Raw genomic sequence first — 11,598 nt, 5'->3', positions numbered from 1 at the left:
CAACCGCCGCGTGCTCAACGTCGTGATGGAGCACGCGGTCAAGCACGAGGTCCTCCGGACCAACCCGCTGCCGAAGGGGCGGGGTGCTACCCCGAAGACGTCCACGGCCGTGGACAAGCGCGCGTTGCTGAATCCCCACCAGGCCGCCCGGCTGCTCGGCTGGGTCCGGGAGCGGCCTCGCGGCGGGAAGCGGCTCCACCCCTTCTTCGCGACGATGTACTACGCCGGGGCCCGCCCTGAGGAAGTGGTGGCCATGGACGTGATGGACGTACGCCTGCCGGCCGCGGACGCGGCGGACCAGTGGGGCGAGCTGCTCATCCACACCGCACAGCCCGAGGTGGGGAAGAACTGGACGGACGACGGGTCCATCCACGAGGAGCGCGGGCTGAAGGGGCGGGCCGCGGACGACATGAGGGTCGTGCCGTGCCGTCCGGCCCTCACGAGGATCCTCCGCGACCACGTCGAGCGGGAGGGGCTCAAGCCCGGAGCGCTGCTCTTCCCGGGGGAGAAGGGCGACATGCTGGCCGGGTCCGTCATCCGCCGGGCCTGGCGCTCGGCGCGCGCGGAGACGCTCACCGCGGAGGAGCACGCGTCCCCCCTCGCGCGGCGGGTCTACGACCTGCGGCACACCTGCCTGACCAACTGGCTCAACGACGGGGTCCCGCCGGCGCAGGTGGCCGAGTGGGCGGGGAACAGCGTGCCGGTCCTGCTGGCGGTCTACGCCCGCTGCATCGTCGGCCAGCTCAACGACCTGAAGAGCCGTATCGAGGCCGGGGGAGACCTCCCGGAGCTCTGAGCCGGGCCCGCGGGAAATGCCACCGCGTATCCACCGTGGCCACCCGCAGAAACCCGGAACCAGCCGGTGACAGCCGGACTGCCGTTCGGACGGGGCGGGCGGCGGATCGGGCCCGCCGGCGCCGCCAACTCGGGACCGGATATCGGCCTTGACCTGCGCGAAAGCCCTCCGGCCCGTACGGGCGGAGGGCTTGCAGGAGGTGGTGCCCCCGGCAGGACTCGAACCTGCGGCCAAGTGCTTAGAAGGCACCTGCTCTATCCGCTGAGCTACGGGGGCCGGAAGGTGACCGTGGGCCGGGTCAAGGATAGGGGTCCGGCCGCCTTGTCCCGGTTGCCTCACCCGCGTGCCACGTTGTGGAGGTTCGGTGAAGCGGTCCCGATAATCGCAGGCAGGTGCGATTCGCGCACCGGTTTTGCGCGGTGGCGCCCCGGGTGTTGTGCACTCGTTATGCCTGCGCCCCAGTCGTCCGTTCTGTCCCGCGTGTCCGTCAGGAGTGGCGATCGGCGCGCAGAGGGCCTATAAGCTTCAAAAACGATCCAAAATTGGGCATTCTTCCCATGTGGTGACCTTGGATGTTCGGCCCCAGCTGATCGATGCCCTCTCCGCGCTGCGCGACCGGGTCGCCTCCGTGCGTCTGCCGCTGCCCCTCCCCGGTGCGCCGCGCGCCCGCCAGACCAGAGCCGAGCTGCTCGCGCAGCTCGACGACTACCTGGTGCCCCGGCTCAAGGCCCCGGAGGCCCCGCTCCTGGCGGTGGTCGGCGGTTCCACCGGGGCCGGGAAGTCCACGCTCGTCAACTCCCTGGTCGGACGCCGGGTCAGCGAGGCGGGGGTGCTGCGGCCCACCACGCGCACGCCCGTGCTCGTCTGCCACCCCGACGACCACCACTGGTTCGCCGGGATGCGCGTCCTGCCCGACCTGATGCGGGTCTGGCCGCCCAAGGACGCCGGCGAGGCGCCGGGGGAGCAGGCGCCGGCCCCCTCGTCGATGGTGGCGCTGGGGAGCGCCGACCACCTGCGGCGGCCCCGGCACACGGGTACGGGCGGCCGCCCCGGCGCGGCGGACTGCTCCGCCGGATCCGCGGGCTCCGCCACCGGGGACCCCCGCGAGCTGCGCATCGAGACCGTCGCGAGCCTGCCCCGCGGGCTCGCCCTGCTCGACGCCCCCGACATCGACTCCCTCGTCGTCGAGAACCGCACCCTCGCCGCCGAGTTGATCTGCGCCGCCGACATCTGGGTCATGGTCACCACCGCCTCGCGGTACGCCGACGCCGTCCCCTGGCACCTGCTGCGCACCGCCAAGCAGTACAAGGCCACCCTGATCACCGTCCTCGACCGGGTCCCCCACCAGGTCCTCGCCGAGGTCTCCCACCAGTACGGGGCGCTGCTGACCCGGGCCGGGCTGGGCGACGTACCCCGCTTCACGGTCCCCGAGCTGCCCGAGTCCACCGGCGGCGGCGGGCTGCTGCCGGCCAGCGCCGTGGCCCCGCTCGCTGCCTGGCTCATCCACTGCGCGCAGGACCCCGCGGCCCGCCAGCAGGCCGTCGGGCGCACCGCCTTCGGGATGCTCGATTCCCTCGGCAGCCGGATGCCGGAGCTGGCCTCCGCCGTCGCCGCCCAGCACGCCGCGGCCGTACGGCTCACCGCCGCCGTCGAGGACGCGTACCGGCGCGAGGGCGCGCGCGTGCGTACGCGGCTCGACCAGGGCGCCGTACTCGCCGGGGACGCGCTGACCCGCTGGCGCGGCTACCCCCTCGACACCACCCCCGACGAACTCCTCGACTCCCTCGCCGAAAGCCTCGCCGCCCTCCTCCAGTGCGCCGTCGCCGCCGCCGACGAGCGCATCACCGCGGCCTGGCGCCGCGAACCGGCCGCAGCGGCCGTACCGCTGCCCGTTCCCGACCGGGAGGCCGGCGAGCGCATCGGGATCGCCGTACGGCGCTGGCGGCGCGAGCTGGAGGAGCTCGCCGAGGCCGAGGCCGCCGAACTCGACCGGCAGAGCGCGCCCGACGCGGACGCCCTCGCCGCCCTGCTCGTCGCGGCCCTCCTCGGCGGCAAGCGGGCCCGCACCGCGGGCGAGCGGCTCGCCCAGCGGATCGGCGCCCAGGCGGCGCTGCGCCTGCGCGACCAGGGCGGCGAACTGGTCGGCAGCCACCTGGAACGCGTGCTCAAGGCGGAGCGCGACCGACGCCTCGCCCCCCTCGACGCCCTCGAAGTGACCCCGGAACCGCAGGCCGAGCTGATCGCCGCGCTCTCCGTCCTGCAGAAGGAGAGGTGAGCCGGTGACAGCCCTGACCGACCAGCCGGAGCACGGCCGCGCCCGCTGGGACGACGGGTTCATCGCCCGCCGCGCCGGCGCCGGAGCCGATGCGGGTATCGACGGCGCCCACGGCTTCGACGGCGCGGACGGCATCGACAGCGAGGCCCAGGCCCTCGTACGCGCCGTCTCCGGGACCGGCCCCAGCGCCCCCGCGCCCGCCGCCCCCGCGGGCAGCCCCGAGAGCCGCGCCCTGCGGGGGCGCCTCGACGCCCTGCGCCAGCTCGTCGGCCTCTCCCGCACCCGCCTCGACGGCAAGACCCTCGCCGAGGCCGGGCGCGTGCTCGACGAGGCCGCCGCCCGCCGGGGACTGTCCGCCCGGCACACCGTCGTCGCCATCGCGGGCGCCACCGGAAGCGGCAAGTCCACGCTCTTCAACGCCCTGGCCGAGGTGCAGATCTCGGACACCGGTCTGCGCCGCCCCACCACCTCCGCCCCCATCGCGTGCAGCTGGTCCGACGGGGCCGCGGGCCTGCTCGACCGGCTCGAGATCCCCGGCCGGCTGCGCCGCCGCCCGCGCGACGCCGGGAACACCGACGAGGACCTGCGCGGGCTCGTCCTGATCGACCTGCCCGACCACGACTCGGCGCTGACCACCCACCGCGAGCACGTGGACCGGGTGCTCGGCCTCGTCGACGCCGTCATCTGGGTGGTCGACCCCGAGAAGTACGCGGACGCCGTCCTCCACGAGCGCTACCTGCGGCCCCTGGCCGGGCACGCCGAGGTCACCTTCGTCGTGCTCAACCAGATCGACCGGCTGCCCGGCGAGGCCGCCGACCAGGTGCTCGACGACCTGCGCCGGCTGCTGGACGAGGACGGCATGGCCCTCGGCGAGCACGACGAACCCGGCGCCCTGGTCCTCGGCCTGTCCGCCCTCACCGGCGACGGGGTGGGAGAACTGCGCGACCTCCTCGCCCAGTTCACGGTGGAGCGGGGTGCGGCCACCCGGCGGCTCGCCGCCGACGTCGACCGGGCGGCCCAGCGGCTGCGGCCCCTGTACGTGGCCGAGGGCCGGCCGGAGATCGGGGAGGCCGCGCGCGCCGAGTTCGAGGACCGGCTCGCCGAGGCCGTCGGCGCCCACGCGGCCGGACTCGCGGCCGAACGGGCCTGGCGCCGCAACGCCGGCAAGGCCTGCGGTACGCCCTGGCTGCGGCTGTGGCGCTGGTACGAGAGCCAGCGCTCGCCCCAGCGCATCGCGCAGCGCCTCACCCTCGGGGGCCTCGGCGGCGCGCCCGAACCGGGCCTTCCCGCCGGGGAGGAGGTGACCGCGCGCCAGCGCGTGGAGCAGGCCGTGCGCACCGTCGCGGACGAGGCGGCCGGGGGGCTGCCCGAGCCGTGGGCGCTCGCCGTGCGGGAGACCGCGGTGCGGGGCGCGGACCGGCTGCCGGAGCTGCTGGACGAGCTCGCCGTGACGGCCGGGGTGCCGGAGGGCAAGCCGCCGCGGCCCGCGTGGTGGCCGGCCGCGGTCCTGGCCCAGGCGTCCATGACGCTGCTGCAGATCTACGGCGGGCTGTGGCTCGTGGGGCAGATCGCGGGGGTGCTGGAGCCGGGGCTGCTGGTGCCGGTGCTGCTGATGTCGGCGGGGATCGTGGGCGGGCCGCTGGTCGAGTGGGCCTGCTCGATGGCGGCCCGGGGGCCCGCGCGCCGGTACGGGCAGGAGGCCGAGCAGCGGCTGCGGCAGGCGGCGGCGGGCTGCGGGCGGGCGAAGGTGCTCGAACCGGTCGCGGCGGAGCTGCTGCGGTACGCCGAGGTGCGCGAGCAGTACGCGAGGGTGGCGAAGTTGTCCACAGCCGGCCGGTAGTCCACAGCCCCGGGCGGGCCGCCGGGCCCCCTGCGCACCATGGCGGGGAGCCCGGGGGACTGCCCGGGACCGGCTGCCGGGGGAGACGGACATGCACGAGACGCAGGTGACGCTGGTGGGGTGGGCGGCCACGCAGGTCGACTACCGGGAGGCGGAGACGGGGGCGGTGGCCCGGTTCCGGATGGCGGTGCAGCCGCGGTACTGGGACAGGCAGGAGGGCGCCTGCACGGACGGCCCCGCGAGCTTCTACACCGTCTGGGCGAAACGCGCGCTGGCGGTGAACCTGGCCGGTTCGGTGACGGTGGGCGAGCCCCTGGTGGTGCACGGGAGGCTGCGGGTGCGGGAGGGGGAGGGGGCGGAGGGCAAGCGCTGGTTCTCGGCCGATGTGGACGCCCTGACCGTGGGTCACGACCTGGCCCGCGGGACGGCGGCCTTCAGACGGGTGGTGAAAGCCGCCGGAGCGCTGACTGAACCTCAGAAGGCGGCGGTGGGCTGAGTGTTCGAGAGCGCTAGGATTCCCCGGTACTCATGGGCACGTGGGTCTTTGGCCCGAAGGGGAAGACTGTGTCTGCGTCTGCTGCCGCTCCTGCGGCTCCTGCTGTTCCTCCTGCCGCTCGCGCCGCTGCCGGCCACCCGCCGCAGCCCTCGCCGCAGCCCCCTGCGGCACTCCCGCCCGCGACTGCCCTCCTCACCGGGGTTGTCACGGAGCGTGAGATCCGGCTCGTGCCTGCGCGGGTACGGGGATCCGCGCCCGGGCCCGTGCCCGGGGCCTTGCCGGTGTCGGGGTCCGTGCGCGGGTCCGTGCCGCGGGCCGGATCCGGGGTGCAGTCCGCCCGGCGCGGCGCGGGGCGGCCCGTGGCCGTGGTGCTGCTCGCGGCGGCGCTCACCGCACCGGCCGGTGCCGCTACCGCGGCGGCGGTCGGGGCCCCCGACCGCCCGGCCGGCACCAGCGCGGTGCTCGACGGGCTGAGGACCTCGGGCCAGGCCGTGCTGCGCGGGCCCGGCGGGGCGCAGCGCATCCCGGCGGGCCTGTACGAGATGCGGGTGGACGGCGGCGGCACGCTCCAGACGTACGGGCTCGGGCTGACGAGCCCGGCGCAGCGCGAGACCCGGTTCACGGAGACCCCGTGGTCGGCCAGCCCCCTGGCGGAGAACCGGGACGCCGGCCGGATCCGGTGGATCCTCCAGCACTCGTACCCGCAGGTGAACGACCTGGCCGGGCTGGCGCGGGCGGCGGGGGCCGGGGCCCTCACGACCGAGACCGCGGCGGCCGGGACCCAGGTGGCGATCTGGCGGCTCACGGACGAGCTGACGGTCGAGGCTGCGGACCCGGCGGCCGAGAAGCTCGCCGACCACCTGGAGGCGCAGGCCCGGCAGCTTGCCGAGCCCCCGGCCTCGCTCGGCCTCCAGCCCGGCGCGGTGGCGGGCCGGGCGGGCAGCCGGATCGGGCCCGTCACCGTACGGACCCGCGCGCAGAGCGTGACCGTCACGCCGGACCCCTCGGCCGCCGCCCGCGGGATCCGCATCGTGGACGCCGACGGCGATCCGGTGACCGAGGCGGCCGACGGCACCCGGCTGTGGTTCGACGTGCCGGCGGGCACGGCCGACGGCTCGGCGGCGCTCACGGTGCAGGGGGCGACGGGCGTGCCCGTCGGGAGGGTGCTCACCGGCGGCTCGGGGGACCAGGCGCAGGTCGTGGCCGGGTCCAGCGATTCGGTGACGGTGGCCACGGCCAGGGCGGTCTGGGCGCCGACCCGGGCGGCCCGGACCTTCGCCGGGCCGGACGTCAGCGAGCTGCCCCCGCCGCAGACCGCCCTGGACGCCGACGGCGAGGCCGGGGACCGGCTGGCGGCGAGCGGCAGCTCGGGGGCCACCCCGGTCATCGCCGCCCTGGCCGTGGGCCTGGTGGTCCTGGGCGCCGGAGTGGTGCTGGCCCTGCGCAGGAGGCCCCAGGACGGGACCGGGGAGGAGGCAGACGGACCGGTCGGCGGATCCCTCGGCGGGCCGGTCGGCGAACCCGTCGGGGGACCGGGGGGAGGGCCCGGGGACGGGCCGTAGGAGGCGCCCTCCGCGGGGTCCGGTCGCTGAACGCGTTTTCACCGGAGGGTGGACGGCTGGCAAGATGGGGTGTATCTGCCCACTCATCGATCTGCCGGACGGTTTCTCTTGGCTGAGTACATCTACACCATGCGCAAGACGCGCAAGGCGCACGGCGACAAGGTGATCCTTGACGATGTCTTCCTGAACTTCCTGCCGGGAGCGAAGATCGGTGTGGTCGGCCCCAACGGTGCCGGTAAGTCCACCGTCCTGAAGATCATGGCGGGTCTCGAGCAGCCCTCCAACGGCGACGCCTTCCTCGCTCCGGGCTACAGCGTCGGCATCCTCATGCAGGAGCCGAAGCTCGACGAGTCGAAGACCGTCCTGGAGAACGTCGAGGACGGCGTCGGCGAGATCAAGCAGAAGCTCAACCGGTTCAACGCGATCGCCGAGGAGATGGCGACGAACTACACCGACGAGCTGATGGAGGAGATGGGCAAGCTCCAGGACGACCTGGACCACGCCAACGCGTGGGACCTCGACGCCCAGCTGGAGCAGGCCATGGACGCCCTGGGCTGCCCGCCCGGCGACTGGCCGGTCACCAACCTCTCCGGTGGCGAGAAGCGCCGCGTGGCGCTCTGCAAGCTGCTGCTCGAGGCCCCCGACCTGCTGCTCCTCGACGAGCCCACCAACCACCTCGACGCCGAGTCGGTGAACTGGCTCGAGCAGCACCTGGCCCAGTACAAGGGCGCCGTCGTGGCCGTCACCCACGACCGGTACTTCCTCGACAACGTCGCCGAGTGGATCCTCGAGCTCGACCGCGGCCGCGCCCACCCGTACGAGGGCAACTACTCCACCTACCTGGAGAAGAAGTCCGAGCGCCTCAAGGTCGAGGGCAAGAAGGACGAGAAGCGCCAGAAGCGCCTCAAGGAAGAGCTGGAGTGGGTCCGCTCCAACGCCAAGGGCCGCCAGGCCAAGTCCAAGGCCCGTCTCGCCCGCTACGAGGAGATGGCCGCCGAGGCGGACAAGATGCGGAAGCTGGACTTCGAGGAGATCCAGATCCCGCCGGGCCCGCGCCTGGGCTCCATCGTCGTCGAGGTCACCAACCTCTCCAAGGCCTTCGGTGACAAGGTCCTCATCGACGACCTGTCGTTCACGCTGCCGCGCAACGGCATCGTCGGCATCATCGGTCCGAACGGCGCGGGCAAGACCACGCTGTTCAAGATGATCCAGGGCCTCGAGACCCCGGACTCCGGCGAGATCAAGGTCGGCGAGACCGTCAAGATCTCGTACGTCGACCAGGGCCGCGCGAACATCGACCCGAAGAAGTCCCTGTGGGCCGTCGTCTCCGACGAGCTGGACTACATCAACGTCGGCCAGGTCGAGATGCCGTCCCGCGCCTACGTCTCGGCGTTCGGCTTCAAGGGCCCGGACCAGCAGAAGCCGGCCGGCGTGCTCTCCGGCGGTGAGCGCAACCGCCTGAACCTCGCCCTCACCCTGAAGCAGGGCGGCAACCTGCTCCTCCTCGACGAGCCGACCAACGACCTCGACGTCGAGACCCTGTCCTCGCTGGAGAACGCCCTGCTGGAGTTCCCCGGTGCGGCCGTGGTCGTCTCCCACGACCGCTGGTTCCTGGACCGCGTCGCCACGCACATCCTGGCGTACGAGGGCGACTCGAAGTGGTTCTGGTTCGAGGGCAACTTCGAGTCCTACGAGAAGAACAAGATCGAGCGGCTCGGCCCGGACGCCACCCGTCCGCACCGCGCGACCTACAAGAAGCTGACGCGAGGCTGAGCATGGCCCGTCACATCTACCGGTGCCCGCTGCGCTGGTCGGACATGGACGCCTTCGGGCACGTCAACAACGTGGTCTTCCTCCGCTACCTGGAAGAGGCCCGTATCGACTTCATGTTCCGGCTGGCGCCCGGCGAGGGCAGCGAGTCCTTCACGGGCGGGTCCGTAGTGGCCCGCCACGAGATCGACTACAAGCTGCCCCTCCTGCACCGCCACGAGCCGGTCCTCATCGAGTCCTGGGTGACCCGGATAGGCGCCGCGTCCCTGACGATCGGGTACGAGGTCAAGGACGAGGCGACCGGGGACGCGCCGGAGAAGGTCTACGTGAAGGCCTCCACCGTCGTCGTGCCGTACAACCTCGCCGAGGGCCGGCCCCGCCGGATCACGGCCGAGGAGCGGTACTTCCTGGAGAAGTACCTGGACGAGCCGTCCGGCACCGACGGGCCCGCCGAGGGGGCCGTCGCCGCATGACGGCCAGCCCCGGCCCGCTGCTGCGCTTCGCCGACACCGGGGAGGCGGCGGACCTCGCCGCCTTCCTGGGCCGGCTCGTGCACTACGACCGCGCGGCCGCCGTCCGCCTGCAGGCAGGCGGCGGCGCCCTCGCGGTCTTCGGCCGCCCGCCCTCCTTCGAGGTGCTGGCGGTCCGCACGGCCCGCCTCGCACCGGCCCCCGCGCAGGTCCCCCTGGACCGGACGGTCTCGGCGGGCGAGCTCCTGGAGTCCGTGGACGAGGCCGCCGGCACGGCCGCCGTGCCGGACGCGGTCACCGGACCCCCCTGGGCCGGGGTGCTCCCGCCCCGGGGCGGCTGGCGCCCGCTGCCCGGACTGCCGGCGCCGGAGGCCATGCGCGCCGTCGTCGGCGCGGCCGTGGCCGAGTTCCGGGCCCGCGACGAGGCCCTGCCCGCGGACCGGCGCACCCGCGCCGAGCGGGACCGCATCGGCCGCGAGATCTGGTCCCGGACCCTGGGCGAGACCGAGCTGCCGCTGCGCGCGGTCCACGCCGCGCAGTCCCTGGGCTTCCTGCGGCCGGTACGGGCCACCGCGCCCGCCGCACCGGCCGGCGCGGCACCGGCTGCCGCCGAGCAGCAGTCCGTGGCCCTGTTCGCCAGCGGCTCCTGGCTGCGCCTGCGCACCCCGTACGGCTCGGTGGCCACCCGGCGCCCCGGCGGCGGGCTCGGCGACCTCCAGGTCCGCCCCGTCTGAGGCCGGCCGGACATGCGTCAGGGGGCGTCCGCCGGACGCCCCCTGGTCGTTTCCCCTCAGCCCTGGGTGTTGATCATCGAGGCGGCCGCGTAGGTCATGTACCGCCACAGCTGCGCCTCGAGCTCCGGGGCGAGGCCGAGCTCGTCCACGGCGTCCCGCATGTGCGCGAGCCACGCGTCGTGCGCCGCCCGGTCCACCACGAACGGCGCGTGCCGCATCCGCAGCCGGGGGTGGCCGCGGTTGTCGCTGTAGGTCGTAGGACCGCCCCAGTACTGCATCAGGAAGAGGGCGAACCGCTCCTCGGCGGGCCCGAGGTCCTCCTCCGGGTACATCGGGCGCAGCAGCGGGTCCTGCGCCACCCCCTGGTAGAAGCGCCGGACCAGGCGCCGGAACGTCTCCTCGCCGCCGACCTGCTCGAAGAAGGTCTGCTCCTGCAGTGTGTCCCGCGGATTCTCATTCACCCGACCATCGTCTCAGACGCCCGGACGGAGGTCCCGGGTCCTAGGACCGCCCGCCCCGGCCTCCCGGCCACCCCCGCCCGCCCCGACCGTTCGCGGCCCGAGCCGCCGCGCAGGACAGTGGACTCATGGCGGTACGGAGCGCGGACGGACCCGGGGGCGCGGGACCCGCGCGCGGCGCGGGCGGCAGGAGCGGAGCCCTCGCCGGGCTGCGCGACCTGCGCACCGCCGCGCACACCGCCCAGGTGCGGGAGCTCACCGCCGCCGGGGTCCTGGACGACCCGGCCTGGCGGGCGGCCTTCGCGGCCGTGCCCCGGCACCTGTTCGTCCCGTACTACTACGTGGCCCGCGGCGCCGGCCACGAGCGGCTGTGGGCCGAGGACCCCGCCCCCGCCCGGCAGGCCCGCTGGCTGCGCGGGGTGTACGCGGACGCCCCGCTGGCCACCCGGCTGCGCGACGGCGAGCTCGTCTCCTCCAGCAGCCAGCCCTCCCTGATGGCGAGGATGCTCACGGCCCTGGACGTGCGGGACGGGCAGGCGGTGCTGGAGATCGGTACGGGTACGGGGTACAACGCGGCCCTGCTCTGCCACCGGCTCGGCGACGACCGGGTCACCACCGTGGACCTGGACCCCGAGATCACCGAATCGGCGCGGGCCCACCTCGCCCTGCTGGGCCGGCACCCGGCCGTGGCCACCGCCGACGGCGCGCTCGGCTGCCCCGGCCGGGCCCCGTTCGACCGGATCATCGCGACCTGCACCCTGCCCCACGTCCCCGCCGCCTGGCCCGCCCAGTGCCGCCCCGGGGCGCGGATCCTGGCCCCGCTGTCCACGGGGCTGATCGCGCTGCGGGTGCGGGACGCGCAGTTCGCGGAGGGGAGGTTCCTGCCCACGGCGGTGTACTTCGTGCCGCTGCGCGGGGGCGTGGCGCGGGCGGCCGTACCGGGAGCGCACCTGCCCGGACACGGCGCGGCGCTGCCGCACGACGTGCTGGAGAACGACCGCTTCCAGTTCATGCTGACCCTGACCGCGGGCGCGCTCGGGGCGCGCGAGGCCCTGGACCTGTGGCGGCACGAGGGGCGCCCGGGGCGGGAGCGCTTCGGGGTGACCGTGGGCCCGGAGGGCCAGTGGGCCTGGCTGGACGATCCCCAGGGGCCGTACGCATGGCCCCTGGGGGAGTCCGAACCGGCGGGATGAGCGG

At 74.7% G+C, this 11,598-nt stretch carries 10 protein-coding genes and 1 tRNA gene; 9 read left to right on the top strand and 2 right to left on the bottom strand.

Annotated features, from left to right (window positions below; all coding sequences use genetic code 11):
• Nucleotides 1-796: tyrosine-type recombinase/integrase (locus ACZ7JZ_RS34860; protein ID WP_470946878.1), on the top strand; the 796-nt coding region annotated here is incomplete at its 5' end.
• Between the two features lie 200 nt (nt 797-996).
• Here ACZ7JZ_RS34860 and ACZ7JZ_RS34855 read toward each other — a convergent pair.
• Nucleotides 997-1,072 (bottom strand) — tRNA-Arg (locus ACZ7JZ_RS34855).
• Nucleotides 1,073-1,364: 292 nt separating this feature from the next.
• Here ACZ7JZ_RS34855 and ACZ7JZ_RS34850 point away from each other — a divergent pair.
• From ACZ7JZ_RS34850 to ACZ7JZ_RS34820, 7 genes are all read left to right on the top strand, one after another.
• The gene (locus ACZ7JZ_RS34850) at nt 1,365-3,071 is read left to right on the top strand and encodes a dynamin family protein (RefSeq protein WP_470946879.1); all 1,707 of its coding nucleotides are present in this window, start codon (nt 1,365-1,367) and stop codon (nt 3,069-3,071) included.
• Nucleotides 3,072-3,075: 4 nt separating this feature from the next.
• Nucleotides 3,076-4,911, top strand: coding sequence for a GTPase (locus ACZ7JZ_RS34845; protein WP_470946877.1), 1,836 nt, complete (start codon nt 3,076-3,078; stop codon nt 4,909-4,911).
• A 91-nt stretch (nt 4,912-5,002) separates the two neighbouring features.
• Nucleotides 5,003-5,407 carry a single-stranded DNA-binding protein gene (locus ACZ7JZ_RS34840; protein WP_470946876.1) on the top strand — a complete coding sequence of 135 codons (405 nt, stop codon included), beginning with the start codon at nt 5,003-5,005 and terminating at the stop codon, nt 5,405-5,407.
• 293 nt (nt 5,408-5,700) lie between these two features.
• Complete coding sequence (locus tag ACZ7JZ_RS34835; RefSeq protein WP_470946874.1) at nt 5,701-6,969, top strand: TQXA domain-containing protein; 1,269 nt, start codon at nt 5,701-5,703, stop codon at nt 6,967-6,969.
• A 108-nt stretch (nt 6,970-7,077) separates the two neighbouring features.
• Nucleotides 7,078-8,742: an energy-dependent translational throttle protein EttA gene (gene ettA / locus ACZ7JZ_RS34830; RefSeq protein WP_470946872.1), complete on the top strand. Its 1,665-nt coding sequence runs from the start codon at nt 7,078-7,080 to the stop codon at nt 8,740-8,742.
• Nucleotides 8,743-8,744: 2 nt separating this feature from the next.
• Nucleotides 8,745-9,212: an acyl-CoA thioesterase gene (locus ACZ7JZ_RS34825; protein ID WP_470946870.1), complete on the top strand. Its 468-nt coding sequence runs from the start codon at nt 8,745-8,747 to the stop codon at nt 9,210-9,212.
• Nucleotides 9,209-9,943 carry a DUF8010 domain-containing protein gene (locus ACZ7JZ_RS34820; RefSeq protein WP_470946868.1) on the top strand — a complete coding sequence of 245 codons (735 nt, stop codon included), beginning with the start codon at nt 9,209-9,211 and terminating at the stop codon, nt 9,941-9,943. Before ACZ7JZ_RS34825 ends, ACZ7JZ_RS34820 begins: the two co-directional genes overlap by 4 nt.
• A 56-nt stretch (nt 9,944-9,999) precedes the next feature.
• Here ACZ7JZ_RS34820 and ACZ7JZ_RS34815 read toward each other — a convergent pair whose 3' ends face one another.
• Complete coding sequence (locus ACZ7JZ_RS34815; RefSeq protein WP_470946866.1) at nt 10,000-10,404, bottom strand: globin; 405 nt, start codon at nt 10,402-10,404, stop codon at nt 10,000-10,002.
• Nucleotides 10,405-10,529: 125 nt separating this feature from the next.
• Between ACZ7JZ_RS34815 and ACZ7JZ_RS34810 the strand changes: the two genes are divergently transcribed.
• Nucleotides 10,530-11,594: a methyltransferase domain-containing protein gene (locus tag ACZ7JZ_RS34810; RefSeq protein ID WP_470946863.1), complete on the top strand. Its 1,065-nt coding sequence runs from the start codon at nt 10,530-10,532 to the stop codon at nt 11,592-11,594.
• Nucleotides 11,595-11,598 lie beyond the last annotated feature (4 nt).

It is taken from the genome of Streptomyces sp. NPDC038213 (genome assembly GCF_055600495.1).
Note: the sequence above shows the minus strand (reverse complement) of the source record. Positions and strands in the feature narration are given on the sequence as shown.

Bases quoted from the DNA above. Each gene is read 5' to 3' on its own strand.
- ACZ7JZ_RS34840 (WP_470946876.1), top strand. From the start codon at position 5,003: ATGCACGAGACGCAGGTGACGCTGGTGGGGTGGGCGGCCACGCAGGTC.
- ACZ7JZ_RS34825 (WP_470946870.1), top strand. From the start codon at position 8,745: ATGGCCCGTCACATCTACCGGTGCCCGCTGCGCTGGTCGGACATGGAC.
- ACZ7JZ_RS34820 (WP_470946868.1), top strand. From the start codon at position 9,209: ATGACGGCCAGCCCCGGCCCGCTGCTGCGCTTCGCCGACACCGGGGAG.
- ACZ7JZ_RS34810 (WP_470946863.1), top strand. From the start codon at position 10,530: ATGGCGGTACGGAGCGCGGACGGACCCGGGGGCGCGGGACCCGCGCGC.